We start from the raw sequence: 17,427 nt of genomic DNA, 5'->3' as shown, positions 1-17,427 counted from the left end.
CGTAAATCTACTATTAAAAATGAGATTGGCAACTAATTATATCGTTTTAGTAATTCCGTTTACTAATTCTAAAACGAGCTCAAATTGTTCCTCACGCGACAAATGTGAATTATCTATTTCTACCGCATCTTCTGCCTTTACTAAAGGCGAATCTTCTCGATGGGTATCAATGTAATCACGCTCTACTACATTAGTCAATATTTCTTCAAAAGTGACACAATCTCCTTTTTTTACCAACTCATCATAACGCCTTCTTGCTCTTGTAGTTGCACTGGCCGTCATAAATATTTTAAGTTCCGCCTCGGGAAAAACTACAGTACCAATATCTCTTCCGTCCATTACAATTCCCTTGTCTTTCCCCATTTGTTTTTGTTGTTCCACCAGTTTGGCTCTAACTTCAGAGACTTCGGCTACTTTACTAACAAAATTAGAAACTTCTATCCTTCTGATTTCAGCTTCAACATTTGCATCATTCAAATACATTTCGGCACAACCCAAATCCATATTGAATTTGAATTGCACTTTTATATTTGAAAGAGTACTAACTAAGGCTTGTTTATCAAAGAATTCAGTACTGATGTATCCGTTTTGCATCGCAAAAAATGTTACGGCACGATACATCGCTCCGGTATCTACAAAGACGTATCCTAAATGATTTGCTAGTTGTTTGGCTAAAGTACTTTTTCCTGTGGATGAAAAACCGTCAATGGCGATAGTAATTTTTTTATTCAAAATATAAAATTTAAAGTTCTGTGTTATATCAAAATCATTATTGAAAATTAACCGTTAATCCAAATAGGCTTGTATTTCCAGCTAATGTATATCTGGAATACGAATAATTGAATTTTAATTTATTTAATTTAAGACCAAATCCCAATGAAACGCCTGAAAAATTGCGTTGTTCCAGTAATCGTAGTTCCTCGGCTCGTCGAAAATTATATCCCACTCGCAAGTTAAATGCTTTCTTAGGAAAGAGTTCTACCCCAACAATTACATGTCGCAACGCATTATTTACAAATGAAACGTTCTCTTCAGTTGATTCTCCATTAAAGGACGATTCTGATCTGGCAGGATTCGAAAAAGCAATATTCCATTGTTGCAAATTCTCTACCGTAAGATGCCAGCGAATGGGTACATTCTCTAATTCCTGAGATACTCCAGCAATAATTTCTAGCGGCAGTTTTTCATTGGTACCATTGTATGTAGAAAATTGAGTTCCAATATTTCGAATGGCTAATGCCCAGTTTACATCATTTTTTTCATCTATAAATAAAGCTCCTATATCTAAAGCTCCTCCAAATGAATGATAGGTTTCTAAGCTGGAAGATATCAATTTTGCACTGGCACCAATATGAATGTCGGTGTAAGGAATGTTATAGGCATACCCAACAGAAAGCGCTATTTCGCTCCCGGTAAATGATGCTGTAGGCTGTCCATTTTCATCATATCCTTCAAAATTACCATAGTTAACATAATTTACTCCCGCCTGAAAGGTTTGTAAATGACGATCGTATGTGTAAGCATAGGATGCGGTACCATATGTGACTTCTTTATAATAACTTCCATAATTTAAAGCCAAATGATTGTCCATTTCTGCATTTATGGTTGCTGGATTAAAATGAGCTTGATTAACGTCATCATCATAAATTGTAATCACTTTTCCACCCAATGCTGCTTGTCTTGGCGAAGTCACTAAGTTCAAAAACTGATAGGCATACTTCCCTCCTATTTGGCTGTAAGACACAGCAAAGACTAAAAGAAACGAATATAATAAAAGTTTTTTGAGCATGCTTTGTAGTGCAGTTTACGAATGGTAAAACGCAAAGGCGAAGATAAAATTATAAATAAAATAAATTGCAACTTTGAAACTTATAATTACAAATAAAAAAATCCAAATCCCTTTTCTTGAATATCAAGTTTTGGAAGTTGGATTTTTAAATTCAGAACTTGTTTCTATTACAAATCCTTAGCATTTTTGACTTTCTGATCAGTCAAAGCAAATTTCAAGACTTCACTCATTTCTTTCACATAATGAAAGGAAAGCCCCTCAAGGTATTCTGGTTTTATTTCATCAATATCACTTTTATTCTCCTGACACAGAATAATTTCCTTAATATTAGCTCTTTTAGCTGCCAGAATTTTTTCTTTGATTCCGCCTACTGGCAACACTTTCCCACGCAAGGTAATTTCTCCTGTCATGGCAAGGTTTTTCTTCACTCTTTTTTGTGTAAACAATGATACTAATGAAGTTAACATTGCAATTCCCGCACTTGGCCCGTCTTTAGGAGTAGCTCCTTCTGGAACGTGTAAGTGAATGTTATATTTTGATAATATCTCTGAATCCAACCCTAAAAATTTCGCATTAGCTTTGATATATTCTAAAGCAATGGTTGCAGATTCTTTCATAACCGTACCTAAATTTCCAGTTATGGTCATGGTTCCTTTTCCTGGCGAAAGCAACGATTCTATAAAAAGAATGTCACCTCCAACAGAGGTCCAAGCCAAACCAGTTACTACTCCGGCAACATCATTATTCTCGTATTTATCTCTCTCTAACCTTGGGACACCCAATGTTTTTATGATGTCTGCGTCTGTTACTTTTTTGTTATATTCTTCTTCCATCGCAACAGATTTAGCCGCATTACGAATCACTTGAGCAATCTTAGCTTCTAAACCTCGTACCCCAGATTCACGCGTGTATCCTTCAACAATTTTTTCTAGTTGTTTTTTTCCAATAGTCAAATCTTTTGTAGTCATACCATGTTCTTTCAATTGTCTTGGAAACAAATGCTGACGCGCAATTTCTACTTTTTCTTCAATTGTATACCCTGACATTTTGATGATTTCCATTCTGTCTTTCAACGCAGGTTGAATGGCAGCCATATTATTAGACGTAGCAATAAACATCACTTTTGACAAATCATACCCCATTTCAAGGAAATTATCATAAAAAGAATTATTCTGTTCCGGATCTAAAACTTCCAGTAATGCTGATGATGGATCGCCTTGATTACTATTTGATAGTTTATCGATTTCATCCAAAACAAAAACTGGGTTTGAGGTTCCCGCTTTTTTCAAACTTTGAATGATTCGACCCGGCATAGCACCAATGTATGTTTTTCTGTGTCCGCGAATCTCCGCTTCGTCCCGCAAACCACCAAGGGAAATTCTAACATATTTTCGACCCAATGCTTCTGCGATAGATCGACCAATGGAGGTTTTTCCTACTCCCGGAGGTCCTGTCAAACAAATAATGGGAGACTTCATATCATTTCGCAATTTTAAAACCGCTAAATGTTCTATCATTCTTTTCTTAACATCTTCAAGACCAAAATGATCTCTGTCCAGAATTTTTTGTGCTCTCTTTAAATCAAAATTATCTTTGGAGTACTCGTCCCAAGGCAGTTCTAAAAACAACTCTAAATAGTTTCTTTGAATCCCAAAATCAGGTGCTTGTGGATTCATGCGACGCATTTTAGACAGTTCTTTGTCAAAATGTTTCTTGGTTTTCTCGTCCCATTTTTTGGTTAAAGATTTTTGCACCATTTCATCCATTTCCTCTTCCTGAGAAACGCCACCCAATTCTTCCTGGATAGTTTTCATTTGTTGATGAAGGAAATATTCGCGTTGTTGCTGGTCTAAATCGAATCGAACTTTTGATTGAATATCGTTTTTTAATTCGAGCTTTTGCAGCTCAATATTCATATATCGAAGCGTCTCTAGAGCCCTTTCTTTCAACTCATTAATTGCTAATAAGTCTTGTTTTTCTTTAACAGACAAATTCATATTTGATGTCACAAAATTGACCAGAAACGATTGACTTTCAATATTTTTTATTGCAAAAGTTGCTTCGCTAGGAATATTTGGGCTCTCTTTAATAATTTGAATCGCTAATTCTTTAATTGAGTCAAGGATGGCAACAAATTCAGTATCGTTTTTCTTAGGTCTTTTTTCAGGGACTTCCTTAATTTTAGCAGTGATATAAGGTGTTTCTCCAATAACAGAATCAATCTCAAACCGTTTTTTTCCTTGAAGAATTACGGTTACATTTCCATCAGGCATTTTAAGCACACGCAAAATACGGGCTACAGTACCTATTTTATGAATATCATCTTTAGTTGGATCTTCATCTTCCTCATTTATTTGAGCAACAACACCAATAATTTTGCCAGCGGCATTAGCATCATTGATTAATTTGATTGATTTATCCCTTCCTGCAGTAATGGGTATCACAACTCCGGGAAATAAAACCATATTTCGAAGTGGTAAAATAGCTAATAATTCCGGTAATGCTTCATTGTTCATTTCCTCCTCGTCTTCAGGAGTCAAAAGGGGAATTAAATCTGCTTCCGAATCAAATTCTTGAAGTGACAGATTGTCAATAGTAAGTATTTTATGATTTGACATATAATTATTTGAGTCTTTTTGTCATTAAAAATTTCATTATTTAAGCAAATATATGGTTTCAAAGTAGTCTTTTTATATAAAATCTATCTTTAATCCTCAATATTTGAATAACCATAAATAAGTCAATCTCTGTGCCAAAATATAATATTTTCATCCTATTTCCCTTTAGAAAGTGATATTTAAGAAACAACAAACAATAGCCTAATAAAACAGTTCAGAACACATCAAAAGAAAAAATATAGTTTAATTTTATAAAAGTGTAACAAACGTAAAAACATAGAGTCTTTGTAATAAACTAAAATCAGCTGTTTGAGTTTAACCAACTATAATATCGAAGAATTAATCTTGCTTTGCAGGCAAAAAAATCAAAAAGCACAGTGTGAAGTTTACAATCGCTATGCAAAAGCGATGTATAATGTGTCCTTTAGGATTGTCAAAGATGTTCATTTTGCTGAAGATGTAATGCAGGAAGGTTTTTTAAAAGCATTCACTAAGATTAATGACTATAAACAAGAAGTTGCTTTTGGGGCTTGGTTAAAAAGAATAGTGGTGAACTGTAGTATCGATTTTTACAAAAAAAACAATCAATTCAAACCAGAAGACTTTAATACTATACTTTATAATATTGAAGAAAAGGAATGCGCTTTAACTGAAATTATAAATTTCAATGAGCTAAAAGTAAAACAAATTTTAGAGGTCATAAACTCCCTAAAATACAATTACAGAATGGTACTGACTCTTTTTTTTATCGAAGGTTATGATCAGGAAGAAATCAGCGAAATACTTAATATCAGTTATGTTAATTGCAGAACTACACTGAGCAGAGCCAGGGATTGTTTAAGAAAAAAACTAGAGGAAATATGAAAAAGGAAAATAAAAAACTAGACAAATTATTTGACAAATTTGAGAATCAATGGGATATCGAGACTCTTGAAAGCAATCATGAGGAACGATTTGTAAAAAAATTAAAATCCGAAAAATCGCATTGGAAAAGTTTCGTTTCTATTGGAATCGCTGCATCTATTGTAGTTATGTTAGGACTTTCAATCTTTAATACTACTCCTGAGAAAACAGAAGAATTGCAATTTGCGTCGAAAGAAACTAAACAAACAGATTCTATTTTTACCGTTTTAATTGAAAATGAATTAGAGAAAATAAGAGCGAAAAAATCTCCTGAAAATGAAAAAATAATTTCAGATGCGCTCATACAAATGAGAAAATTAGATAGTGATTATGAAAAAATAATTAAGGAATTAGAAACAAATGGAGAAAGTAAACAAATTATTTATGCGATGATCAGCAATCTTCAAACACGAATTTCTTTTTTACAAAATGTATTGTTACACATTGAAAACAATGAAAAATTAAAAAACATATTTGATGAAAAAACAGTTTAAACTACTCCTATTATTAGTCTTAATTCCATTTGTAGGATTTTCAAATGATCCGGATTACATCCATACTCAACAAAAAACCATTAAAAAAACCTATTTCGTAAATTCGGATGCGGGTCTTTATATCGATAACTCATACGGTACTATTTCAGTAACAACTTGGGATGAAGATAAAACCGAATTGGATATTATCATAAAAGTGAGTGGTGACAACGAAAACTGGGTCAACCAACGCATCAACGATATTGATGTTGCTATAATTCCGCTGAAAGGGATGATTACTGCAAAAACTATTTTAGGAAACTCCAGTTATAAGAGTAATGGTAAAAACAATAGTTTTCAGATCAATTATACGCTCAAAATACCAAAAAATGGAAGTGTAAAACTCCATAATAAATATGGAAATATCACTACATCGGATTTGTTCGCTGAAGCAGAAATTAAATGTAAATATGGTAAAATAGCTCTAGGCAGATTAACTGGAAACTCCAGTAACATCCTAGTAGAATATTGTTCTAACTCAAGTATTTCATTTTTAAAAAATGCAACTATTACGGCAAAGTATTCGAATTTAAAAATTGGAGAAGTAACAAAACTCGATTTGGCTTCTGATTATACGGATGTAGACATTCAAGAAAGTGATATTATTAAATACATCAGTAAATATGGAAATATTAAAATTCAGAATGTAAAATCATTAGACGCAACCGGAAATTATCTAACACTCAAAATAGGTGAATTATCCAATACTTTAAAACTGTCCACAAAATACAGCAATGTTACTATTGGAACTATAAATGCAAAAGCCAATACTGTAACTATTGCGGCGGGGTACACCGGATTGAACATTGGATTTGATGCTAATTATGCTTTTGACTTTTATGTGACCGTAAAATATGCCAATTTTAAATATGACAATGATTTAGAATTAAATTCTAAAGAAGACTCAAATAACTTAAAAAAATACAGTGGTTTTTATAAGAAAAAAGGAGTCAATAATGTATCTATACTTTCAGAATACGGAAATGTAATACTACTGAAAAAACAATAATCTTAAATCTTAACTTATGAAAATTTCAATCAAATTATTTGTTAGTTGTTCACTATTACTAACGACAATGACTTATGCGCAAGGGCCGTCTAATCAAAAAATAAAAGGAAATGGTAAAGTAATTTCTGAAAAAAGAACAACGGCTTCTTATGATGGAATTTCAATAATAGGTTTTTTTGATGTCGAATTAGTTTCTGGAAAGGAAGGAAACATTACTATAAAAGGAGAAGATAATTTATTGCCTTACATTAAAGTTGAAGTTGTTGATGAAGTATTAAAAATCTCTACAGAAAAGAACAAATATATCAGTACCAGCAAAGGAAGCCAAATTATCATAACTGTCCCTTTCGAAAACATTAATCAAGTTTCTTTGATTGGCTCAGGTGATGTCCTAACTAAAAACAGTATTAAATCGAAATCATTTTCAGCTAAATTAACCGGTTCAGGTGATATGAAATTAGATGTTGAAACTAATGACTTTAATGTTAATTTAAGTGGTTCAGGAGATATTGTTCTAACCGGGAAAACGGAAAATTTCAATAGTGATTTAAATGGTTCTGGTGACATTGATGCAAGTGATTTGAAAGCTAAAAACGCAAAGATTACAGTTTATGGTTCGGGAGACAGTAAAGTTTTCTGCAGCGAAAGCCTACACGCCAGAGTCTCTGGTTCAGGAGATATTGAATACACAGGTGATCCAAAGAAAAAAGACACCAAAGTGAATGGCTCAGGTGCTATATCAAGAACTTAATTCTCCAAAAAGTAAATTATATAAGGTGTTTTATAAATTTAAAACACCTTTTTTTGGAACTCTTCTTAATAATAAAACTGCCAAAACAAAGAATGTACCAAGGAATACAATTGCTAATCTTGGACTTCCGGTGATTTGATCTATTACTCCATAAATAATCATTCCAATAACAATTCCGATTTTTTCAGCAACATCATAAAAACTAAAAAAAGAAGCTGTGTCTTGGGTCTTTGGCAATAATTTTGAATACGTTGAACGCGATAAAGCTTGAATTCCTCCCATTACAAGCCCCGCCATCCCTGCCATAACATAAAAATGTATTGGTAAGGTTATAAAAAATGCAAGGGCACAAAATACCACCCAAATACAATTAATTACAATTAAAGTTGGAATATTTCCAAATTTCTTAGAAGCATTTGAAGTTAGCACCGCACCAACAACAGCTATTAATTGTATAATTAAAATGCAAATAATTAAACCTGTGGTACTTTCAGCTTTTGAAGACCAAGTGATTTCTTGTGCGCCAAAATAAGTGGCAACAAGCATCACCGTTTGTACGGCCATACTGGAAACAAAAAAACTTCCTAAATACCGTCTTAACGGTACATTGTCTTTCAATAAAATCCAAACTTTTTTTAACTCTTTAAAACCATTAAACACAATATGGTGTGTTACTTTACTATTAGCATTCTTATTCCCTTTTGGCAAAAAATAATAGGTATACTGACTGAATAATATCCACCAAACTCCTACCATAATAAATGAATATCGCATGGCTTTCATGGCAGCTTCCCCATCTGTTCCTGTAATTGCAAAAAGTTTTGGTTTCATAATCATCGTTAAATTGATAATCAATAAAAGAACACTCCCGATATAACCGAATGAATATCCTTTGGCACTAATTTTATCTTGTTGAGCTACGTAAGCAATGTCTGGTAAATAGGAATTATAAAAAACCAAACTCCCCCAATATCCAATCAATCCAAGAAAATAAAAAGCTAATCCAATGTATATATTTTCAAGATTAAACCAATATAGTCCCATACAGGAGAGCGCACCCAAATAACAGAAAAATTTCATGAATGATTTTTTATTCCCTACATAATCAGCAATACCAGACAATAAAGGGGAAATAAAAGCTACTACTAAAAAGGCTAAGGCAGTTACAAAGCTTATTAAAGCTGAATTTTTTAGAGATAAACCAAAAATAGTTATATAATGGTCACGCTCCGAAAATAAAGCTTCATAAAAAATTGGAAATACTGCTGATGCAATGGTTAAGGTATAAACTGAATTTGCCCAATCATAAAATGCCCAAGCGTTTAGCAATTTCTTATTGCCTTTTGGTAAATCTGCCATATTAAATTTTTGTAATGCGAATTTATTTATTTTTTGTTGATTAACTATTAAAAATAAAAAATTTAGATATTAACAAATTGCTCTTTAATGTCAATCTTATTGTATTGAACTTAAATATAAAATTAAAAAATAGGCTATCCTCAAGTGAGAATAGCCTATTAAATGTTTAATCTTATATTTTCAAATTCTTATTTGTAAATGATACCAACTTTACCTGCTAAAGCTTTAGCTTCAGGAATTAATGCTTTTAAATTAGCAATTCTTGTGGCATCAGATGGGTGCGTACTCATAAATTCTGGTGGTGCTTGACCTGAAGATTTTGCAGCCATTCTAGACCAGAAAGTAATAGATTCCTCCGGATTATAACCTGCAATTGCCATTAAAGTCAAACCAATTTTATCTGCTTCCGTTTCATGATTTCTACTAAAAGGAAGCATTACACCAAACTGAGATCCTAATCCATATGCTTGACCCCATATTTGTTGTGTTTGTTCACTTTTACCTCCAGTCGCTACTGCAACACCTACCGCTCCTAATTGTTGCAATTGAGAAGCACTCATACGTTGAGCACCATGATTAGCTAATGCGTGAGATACTTCGTGTCCCATTACGGTAGCCAAACCAGAATCATTCAATGTTACTGGCAAAATCCCTGAATAAACAACAATTTTCCCTCCCGGCATACACCAAGCATTAACTTCTTTATTGTCAATTAATTTATATTCCCAACGGTAATCCTGCAGATATTGTGTTTGGCCTAAATAGGTTAAATATTTTTCTGCTGCCGCTTTAATTCGCATCCCAACTGCTTCCACTTTTCTAGCCTCTGCAGTTCCAGTAATTACTTTATTTTCCTTTAAAAAAGTACCATATTGTTGAAAAGATGTTGGAAACAGTTCGCTATTAGAAACAAAATTTAGACTTTTCTTCCCTGTAAGAGGATTTGTAGCACACGAATAGATTAATCCTACTGCAAAAACTCCTATTAATAATTGCTTTTTCATAATTTTAGATTTTAAATATTACACAAAAATACAAGTATTATATACTTTTATATTTATATAATTAAATATAAAAGTATCAACATTATTGTTATTCACCAATAATATGTAAAGCTGTAAACTCTTTATCAACAATTAAATAGCCGTCCTTTTCTAAAGTACTGCTATCAAATGAAACTTCTACGTTGTCAATTTCGATTGTACTAACTTTAAACGGTAATCCGATAAGATTTATTTTATACTTAGAATAAGTAGTGTCAAATTTTCCTTCTTTATGAAGCTGTATAATTAGTTCTTTTTCTTTACCCGTGGCTTGAAACGATAAAAAACTATACCGCCCTTTTTTATAATCATACCCATCCTGAGCATCTTCATAAACCACTGACTTCTCTTTCCCTTCTTTATAATAAATATCTAAAGTTAACTCATCAAATTCTAATTCCCCAACATACTGTTGAACAGGATATTTAGGAATGATTGCACCTGCTTTTACAAAAATTGGAATTTGATCAAACTTAGTATCAACCCAAATTTCTTTTCCGCCTTTTACTACTTCATTGGTCCAATAATTATACCATTGTCCTCTTGGAATATACATTCTTCTTCCTAACGAATTTGGCTCTAAAATGGGGCAAACTAATATTTGATTTCCAAAAACAAATTCATCATTTCTATAATGTGTTTGAATATCTTCCTGATCATAATACACCAAAGGCTTCAACATTGGAATTCCTTCTTCTATATATTGCCAGAACATGGTATATAAATAAGGCAATAATTGGTACCTTAAATTTACAAATTTTCTAGTAATATCTATCACTTCTTCATCAAAAGCCCAAGGTTCCTGATCTCCGTGATCTCCTGACGAATGCGTTCTGCAAAAAGGATGAAAAACACCTAATTGAATCCAACGGGCGTACAACTCACCCGAAGGTTGTTCTGCAAATCCTCCGATGTCAGAACCAGTGAAACCCATGCCCGAAATAGACATACGTTGTACCTGAATATTGGCAATCCATAAATGTTCCCAAGTGGCAACATTATCACCAGTCCAAGAAGACGTGTAGCGTTGTGCTCCAGCGTATGCGGATCTTGTGATTACAAAAGGTCTTTTTGGATAAGCAAATCGTTTCACACCGTGATAGGTAGCTCTAGCCATTTGGGTACCATAAATATTATGTGCTTTCCTATGACTGCAAGGGTTCCCATCGTAATCGTGACGCACATCCATAGGAAATGTTTTATTAGGAACCTCCATTACTGCGGGTTCATTCATATCATTCCACACTCCTTTTACACCAATTTCCGAAATTAATTCTTTAAACAAACCAGCCCACCATTCTCGTACTGCAGGATTTGTATAATCCGGAAAGTTACATTCTCCTGGCCAAACTTTTCCTTTCATGTATGGACCGTCAGCTCTTTTACAGAAATAATCTTTTTCTAAGGCTTCTTTATAAATGGCGTATTCTTTGTCAATTTTAATTCCTGGATCAATAATTACAACAGTTTTAAAACCATCTTCTGCTAATTCAGCCACCATTCTTTTTGGATCTGGAAAATATTCTTTGTTCCAAGTAAAACATCGAAAACCTTCCATGTAATCAATATCCAAATACAACGCATCGCACGGAATCTTTAACTCTCTGAATTTGGCAGCAACTTCTTTTAAATTACTTTCCGGATAATAACTCCATTTACATTGATGGTATCCAAGTGCCCAAAGTGGCGGTAATTCAGGTTTTCCAGTCAAATGTGTATAGGTGGTAACAACATCCTGCATTTCTGGCCCGTAAATAAAATAGTAATTCATTTCTCCACCTTCTGCCCAATAACTGGTTACATTTCTTCTTTCGTGGCAAAAATCAAAATAGGTTCTGAACGTATTATCAAAGAAAATACCGTATGATTGCTTGTTTTGTAACCCAATATAAAACGGAACTACTTTATACAACGGTTCCTGATCTTTTTGAAAAGCATATTGATCTGTCGCAAAATTCTCCAGTCTCTTTCCTTTCAAATTTAGTTGAGTTGCTTTATCGCCAAGTCCGTAAAAACATTCCCCATCTTTTGATGCCTTGCTCATTTTTACGATATTCCCACCGTATTCATAGCTCTCTTCCCAATGAAAACCCAATTCATCCTCTAAAATAATATTGTCTTCTAAATCAAAAATAGACAATCTCATATCCGTTTTTTGAATTCTACATTTTACTTTACTGGTTTGTATCTGGTAATAATCCTGCTCTTCTGAAACCTCAAGAAAATTATATCCATGTGAATGATTTTTATCAACTGCATAAGAAAAATCGTTGCTGAAATACCCTTTTGTCGTAAATCGAAACCGGATTAAACTATCTCTTAATACGGTTACTTTTAAGATGACACTATTATCAGTATGAAAAAATATTGAATCTACTTCATGCTCAAAAGAAGTTATTTTTGTGGGATATAAATCACCTTTATATTCTAATTCTGTATTTGTAATCATTTTATATGGTATTAATTTTAATCTTTTTCTAGAACTCAAACTTACAAAATTACTTTGTAAACAGTTATATATATGGGTTTTATTCTCGAAAACGATATAGTATATTTTAATATAACAATCAACTATATGTACTAATGGTTTCCATTATAAATGAAAACCATTAGTTATACATAATTCAAAATTTAACTATTTTATACCTATGAAATTTTAAAAACAGTAACGCTCAAAGGAGGCAAAAGCAACGCTATAGAATAATCTCTTCCATCATAAGGCATGGCCTCAATGGCTATTTTTTTAGCGTTAGAAACTCCGCTTCCTCCATAATTTGAAGCATCACTATTAAAAATTTCTGTCAATTTACCTTTTTTAGGTAAACCAATTCTATAATTAGAGCGCACCACTTGTGTGAAATTACAAACTACTATTACATTATCCTTTGCGTCATTTCCTTTTCGAATGAAAGACATCACAGCATTTTGATGATCAGAGTAGTTAATCCATTCAAAACCTTCCGGACTAAATTGTTTTTCATGCAAAGCAGGTTCTGTTTTGTACAATTTATTCAAATCAGTAATCAATTTTTTGACACCCGCATGAAACGGATATTGCAGTAAATGCCAATCTAAACTTCCTTCAAAATTCCATTCACTACTTTGTCCAAATTCACTTCCCATAAACAATAATTTAGTTCCGGGATGCATGAACATATAACCATACAACAATCTTAAATTTGCAAATTTCTGCCATTCATCGCCGGGCATTCTCCCCGCGATAGATTTCTTTCCATATACCACTTCGTCATGCGAAAGCGGCAACATAAAATTTTCTGAAAAAGTATAGGTCATCGAAAAAGTCAAATCGTTTTGATGGTATTTTCTATACACGGTATCCTTTTGAAAATACTCTAAAGTATCGTGCATCCAGCCCATCATCCATTTCATACCAAAACCTAAACCACCAACGGATGTAGGTCTTGAAACCATAGGAAAAGAAGTACTTTCCTCAGCAATGGTTTGTACTCCTTCAAAATTAGAGTACACTGCTTCATTAAATTCCTTGAGAAAACTAATTGTATCTAGATTTTCTCTGCCACCATAAATATTTGGTTCCCATTCACCTTCCTTTCTAGAATAATCTAAGTATAGCATCGAAGCAACGGCATCTACACGCAACGCATCGGCATGATAATGATGCAACCAAAATAAAGCATTACTGATTAAGAAGGAACGCACTTCATTCCGTCCATAATTAAATACTAAACTTTTCCAATCCGGATGATACCCTTTTCTACGATCAGGATGCTCAAAAAGATTTGAACCATCAAAATAACCTAAACCATGTGCGTCATCTGGAAAATGCGATGGAACCCAGTCCAGAATAACTCCAATTTCCGCTTCATGTAATTTATCTACCAGATACATGAATTCTTGCGGATTCCCGAAACGGGAAGTTGGCGCAAAATATCCCACTAACTGGTACCCCCAAGAAGGATCGTACGGATATTCCATTATAGGCATAAATTCTACATGAGTAAAGCCTGTTTCTTTTACATAGTTTACTAAGTCTTCGGCAAATTCTAAATAGGTCAAAAATCGATTTTCTTCGGTATGTCGCTTCCAAGATCCTAAATGTATTTCATATACGGAATAGGGTTTGTCCAAACCATTATGATTTTGACGTGTTTCCATCCAGTTATTGTCTTTCCATTTATAATCCAAATCCCAAACTACAGAAGCAGTATGTGGTGGTTTTTCACAGTAAAAAGCAAATGGATCTGCTTTCTCCGTGACAATTCCATTATTATTGGATTCAATTTTATATTTATAAGTTGTTCCTTTTTGAACATTAGGAATAAACCCTTCCCAAATACCGGAAGAATCCCAACGAACTGCTAACGGATGTTCTCCTTGAGTCCAGAAATTGAAATCCCCAACAACTGAAACTGTATGAGCTGTGGGAGCCCAAACCGCAAAGTAAACACCCTCGACCCCATCAACTGAAATGAGATGTGCTCCCAATTTTTCGTAGAGCCGAAAATGTTTGCCTGCTTTAAATAAATCGATATCAAAATCTGTAAAAAGAGAATGCGAAATAACTTTGCTCATATAACAATTATATAATTCTATTTTTCTAAAAAGAATAGAATATTAGTTTAAGAAAAAACAGTTTGTAAATTTACTTTATGATGTAATTATCTGGTATAACTGCTCCTTTTTTAATGACAACAATTCCATCTTTTATAGCGTACAATTCATTAGAAAAGTCTTCTAAATGATTGCCTCCATTGATGTAAACATCATTACCAATGCGGCAATTTTTGTCCACAAGGGCATTGTTTATAAAACATCTTTCGCCAATACCTATTAACTGTTTGTTGTTTTGGAGATCTTCATTCATATCACAAATATTCTGATAGAAATCATTTCCCATTACATAACAATTTTGAATTATAGTTCCCTCACCTATTCTGGATCTAATACCAATCACGGAATGATTGATTTCTTTAGCATTCAATATACAACCTTCAGAAATTAATGATTTATCAACCATTGTTTTTTGGAATTTAGAAGGAGGCAATAATCTAGGTCTTGTATAAATTTTGTTGTCGTTATCGAATAAATTAAATTTAGGCAAGTCTTCTGTTAATCCTATATTAGCCTCAAAAAAGGAATCAATATTACCAATATCAGTCCAATATCCTTCGTATTGATAGCTTAATATTTTTTTATTCCCTACAGCTTGTGGAATAATTTCTTTACCAAAATCTTTGGTTTCTGTATTAGACATGATGTCTACCAACAATTTTTTATTGAAGATGTAGATTCCCATCGAGGCTAAATAATGCTTGCCTTCGTTTTTCATTTGTTCACTCACATCGGATTCCCAATTCGGCAAAAGCTCTTTAGCTGGTTTTTCAATAAAAGACTCAATACAATTTTCAGAATTTGTCTTTAATATTCCAAATTCAGGCGCATCTTTAGCATTCACCGGTAAAGTAGCAATTGTGATATCAGCTTCTCTTTTGATATGTTCTTCTAACATTGCATCAAAATCCATCTGATACAATTGATCTCCGGAAAGTATCAAAGCGTAATCAAAATCATGATTCAAAAAATGTGGCATACATTGTCTGACAGCATCCGCAGTACCTTGAAACCACGTTGGATTATCAGGAGTTTGTTCCGCAGCTAGAATATCAACAAAAGCATGGCTAAAAATACTAAAATTATAGGTATTTTTAATGTGTGCATTTAGAGAAGCTGAGTTAAATTGTGTCAATACAAACATTCTATAAATATCTGAATTCATACAATTTGAAATAGGAATATCAACCAATCTATATTTACCTCCTATTGGTACTGCAGGTTTAGATCTTGTTTCTGTCAATGGATATAATCTGGATCCTTGTCCTCCGCCTAAAATAATTGCAATAACATTTTTCTTTTTAGCTTTCATTTCTTGTTAATTATTAGATTGTACATTTCTATATATTCCAGACAAACACGCTCCCAAGAATGGTCTGTGTTCATTCCTATTTTTCTGATTTTATTGAGATGTGCCTTGTCATCGTAAACGTTTATAGCTCTTTGGATTGAATAACAAATATCTCCAACAGTAGCCTGATCGTGACAAATCCCATTTCCATTATCACCAAAATCGACTACAGTATCTTTCAACCCTCCCGTTCGTCGCACAATAGGAATAGTTCCATAACGTAGAGAATACATTTGGTTCAACCCGCAAGGTTCTACTCTGGAAGGCATTAATAGAAAATCAGAACCCGCATAAATCAAGTGTGCTAATTCTTCATTATAGCCAATAAACGTATTATAATTCCCTTTGTAATCTTTCAACAAACAATTCAATTGATTTTCAATCAAAGTATTTCCGGAACCTAAAATCAAAATATTAATTTGCTGATAGTTCTCGGATAATGAAAGAGCTGCAGCCTGTGGCAATAAATCGCCTCCCTTTTCTTCTAATAATCTTCCAATAAAACTAAAAAGTGGTTTAGTTGGATCTAAATTAAAAAGATTACACAATTTTTCTTTGTTTTCCTGTTTGCCGTTTTCGAAATTTTTAATTGAATAATTTTTTTCCAACATTGCATCTTGCTCCGGATCCCAAACTTCGATATCAATTCCGTTCAAAATTCCTTTGGATTTATAACGTACCAGATTAAATAATGATTCTAATCCATTGGCTGAATAGTTAATTTCATTTAGATAATTTGGTGAGACTGTCGTAACCGCCCAAGCACATTTGATCGCTACAGCCAATGAATTAATGCACTTATCCCATTCTAAGACTTTCACATGAGACAAATCAAATTCCGGTATATAATGCAATTTATCAAACCCAAACTGTCCTTGATACAAACCATTATGAATGGTAATCATGGAAGGCGTGTTGCGTAGTTTTTCATATTTATGTGAATACAACATCATAAAAGGAATTAATCCGGAATGATGATCATGACAATTGATAACATCCGGAACTTCATTTCTACCTGATATCCAATCTAATGCGGCAATTTGAAAAGATAAAAAACGCTCTATATCATCTTCGTAACCATAAACATCTTTTCGGTCAAATAATTCCGGAATTTCAACTAAATACAACTCAAATCCAAGTATATCAGTTTTTTCTTTTAGAATATTAAAAGCAAAATTAAAGTCTCCCAATTTTACATGACCCCAATGTACACATTCAAAATCATGGTCTTTCTTGAATTTTGTATCATGGCAAGGCACGATGACTCGCACTGAATGTCCCGCATTATTTTGATATTTTGGTAATGCTCCCACCACATCAGCTAAACCACCTACTTTTGCTACAGGATAACACTCTGCACTGATATGAAATATTTCCATATATGAAATTTTGTTGTTTTCAGTTAATTTGAATACCGTAAAGTATCTATTATTTTCGCCTTTTATGTAAATACCAATAAAAACTTTATAAAAAATACT

At 33.1% G+C, this 17,427-nt stretch carries 13 protein-coding genes; 4 read left to right on the top strand and 9 right to left on the bottom strand.

Features of this window, described 5'->3' with window-relative positions:
• Positions 1-36: 36 nt before the first annotated feature.
• The 3 genes from cmk to lon form a co-directional block, all read right to left on the bottom strand.
• A complete protein-coding gene (gene cmk, locus AC0608_RS08020) occupies positions 37-732 on the bottom strand; it encodes a (d)CMP kinase (RefSeq protein WP_478288710.1) in 696 nt (231 codons plus the stop codon).
• Positions 733-769: 37 nt separating this feature from the next.
• On the bottom strand, positions 770-1,789 hold the full coding sequence (gene porQ / locus AC0608_RS08015) for a type IX secretion system protein PorQ (RefSeq protein ID WP_478288709.1): 1,020 nt from the start codon (positions 1,787-1,789) through the stop codon (positions 770-772).
• A 167-nt stretch (positions 1,790-1,956) separates the two neighbouring features.
• Positions 1,957-4,407: an endopeptidase La gene (lon, locus tag AC0608_RS08010; protein WP_478288708.1), complete on the bottom strand. Its 2,451-nt coding sequence runs from the start codon at positions 4,405-4,407 to the stop codon at positions 1,957-1,959.
• Between the two features lie 309 nt (positions 4,408-4,716).
• On the opposite strand from lon, the gene AC0608_RS08005 reads away from it, so the two are divergent.
• Genes AC0608_RS08005 through AC0608_RS07990 form a run of 4 tightly spaced genes read left to right on the top strand, consistent with a single transcriptional unit; the run spans position 4,717 to position 7,603 of the window.
• Positions 4,717-5,271 (top strand): RNA polymerase sigma factor, encoded by a 555-nt coding sequence (locus tag AC0608_RS08005; protein ID WP_417960189.1) that lies wholly within the window; start codon positions 4,717-4,719, stop codon positions 5,269-5,271.
• Positions 5,268-5,804, top strand: coding sequence for an anti-sigma factor (locus AC0608_RS08000; RefSeq protein WP_417960190.1), 537 nt, complete (start codon positions 5,268-5,270; stop codon positions 5,802-5,804). The genes AC0608_RS08005 and AC0608_RS08000 overlap by 4 nt, the downstream gene beginning before the upstream one ends.
• Complete coding sequence (locus AC0608_RS07995) at positions 5,788-6,852, top strand: hypothetical protein (RefSeq protein WP_417960191.1); 1,065 nt, start codon at positions 5,788-5,790, stop codon at positions 6,850-6,852. Before AC0608_RS08000 ends, AC0608_RS07995 begins: the two co-directional genes overlap by 17 nt.
• 16 nt (positions 6,853-6,868) lie before the next feature.
• Positions 6,869-7,603 carry a head GIN domain-containing protein gene (locus AC0608_RS07990; RefSeq protein WP_478288707.1) on the top strand — a complete coding sequence of 245 codons (735 nt, stop codon included), beginning with the start codon at positions 6,869-6,871 and terminating at the stop codon, positions 7,601-7,603.
• A gap of 30 nt (positions 7,604-7,633) precedes the next feature.
• Here AC0608_RS07990 and AC0608_RS07985 read toward each other — a convergent pair whose 3' ends face one another.
• The 6 genes from AC0608_RS07985 to AC0608_RS07960 all read right to left on the bottom strand — a co-directional run bounded on the left by AC0608_RS07985 (position 7,634) and on the right by AC0608_RS07960 (position 17,328).
• Positions 7,634-8,962, bottom strand: coding sequence for an MFS transporter (locus AC0608_RS07985; RefSeq protein ID WP_478288706.1), 1,329 nt, complete (start codon positions 8,960-8,962; stop codon positions 7,634-7,636).
• Between the two features lie 188 nt (positions 8,963-9,150).
• Positions 9,151-9,966 carry a M48 family metallopeptidase gene (locus AC0608_RS07980; protein ID WP_478288705.1) on the bottom strand — a complete coding sequence of 272 codons (816 nt, stop codon included), beginning with the start codon at positions 9,964-9,966 and terminating at the stop codon, positions 9,151-9,153.
• 88 nt (positions 9,967-10,054) lie between these two features.
• Positions 10,055-12,454: a glycoside hydrolase family 31 protein gene (locus AC0608_RS07975; protein ID WP_478288704.1), complete on the bottom strand. Its 2,400-nt coding sequence runs from the start codon at positions 12,452-12,454 to the stop codon at positions 10,055-10,057.
• Positions 12,455-12,651: 197 nt separating this feature from the next.
• Complete coding sequence (gene glgB / locus AC0608_RS07970; RefSeq protein WP_478288703.1) at positions 12,652-14,559, bottom strand: 1,4-alpha-glucan branching protein GlgB; 1,908 nt, start codon at positions 14,557-14,559, stop codon at positions 12,652-12,654.
• Between the two features lie 70 nt (positions 14,560-14,629).
• Positions 14,630-15,910, bottom strand: coding sequence for a glucose-1-phosphate adenylyltransferase (locus tag AC0608_RS07965; protein ID WP_478288702.1), 1,281 nt, complete (start codon positions 15,908-15,910; stop codon positions 14,630-14,632).
• The gene (locus tag AC0608_RS07960; RefSeq protein ID WP_478288701.1) at positions 15,907-17,328 is read right to left on the bottom strand and encodes a glycogen synthase; all 1,422 of its coding nucleotides are present in this window, start codon (positions 17,326-17,328) and stop codon (positions 15,907-15,909) included. Before AC0608_RS07960 ends, AC0608_RS07965 begins: the two co-directional genes overlap by 4 nt.
• Positions 17,329-17,427 lie beyond the last annotated feature (99 nt).

Source organism: Flavobacterium sp. GNP008 (assembly GCF_056428965.1).
Note: the sequence above shows the minus strand (reverse complement) of the source record. Positions and strands in the feature narration are given on the sequence as shown.

Bases quoted from the DNA above. Each gene is read 5' to 3' on its own strand.
- porQ (WP_478288709.1), bottom strand. From the start codon at position 1,789: ATGCTCAAAAAACTTTTATTATATTCGTTTCTTTTAGTCTTTGCTGTG.
- lon (WP_478288708.1), bottom strand. From the start codon at position 4,407: ATGTCAAATCATAAAATACTTACTATTGACAATCTGTCACTTCAAGAA.
- AC0608_RS08000 (WP_417960190.1), top strand. From the start codon at position 5,268: ATGAAAAAGGAAAATAAAAAACTAGACAAATTATTTGACAAATTTGAG.
- AC0608_RS07995 (WP_417960191.1), top strand. From the start codon at position 5,788: ATGAAAAAACAGTTTAAACTACTCCTATTATTAGTCTTAATTCCATTT.
- AC0608_RS07990 (WP_478288707.1), top strand. From the start codon at position 6,869: ATGAAAATTTCAATCAAATTATTTGTTAGTTGTTCACTATTACTAACG.
- AC0608_RS07985 (WP_478288706.1), bottom strand. From the start codon at position 8,962: ATGGCAGATTTACCAAAAGGCAATAAGAAATTGCTAAACGCTTGGGCA.
- AC0608_RS07980 (WP_478288705.1), bottom strand. From the start codon at position 9,966: ATGAAAAAGCAATTATTAATAGGAGTTTTTGCAGTAGGATTAATCTAT.
- AC0608_RS07975 (WP_478288704.1), bottom strand. From the start codon at position 12,454: ATGATTACAAATACAGAATTAGAATATAAAGGTGATTTATATCCCACA.
- glgB (WP_478288703.1), bottom strand. From the start codon at position 14,559: ATGAGCAAAGTTATTTCGCATTCTCTTTTTACAGATTTTGATATCGAT.
- AC0608_RS07965 (WP_478288702.1), bottom strand. From the start codon at position 15,910: ATGAAAGCTAAAAAGAAAAATGTTATTGCAATTATTTTAGGCGGAGGA.
- AC0608_RS07960 (WP_478288701.1), bottom strand. From the start codon at position 17,328: ATGGAAATATTTCATATCAGTGCAGAGTGTTATCCTGTAGCAAAAGTA.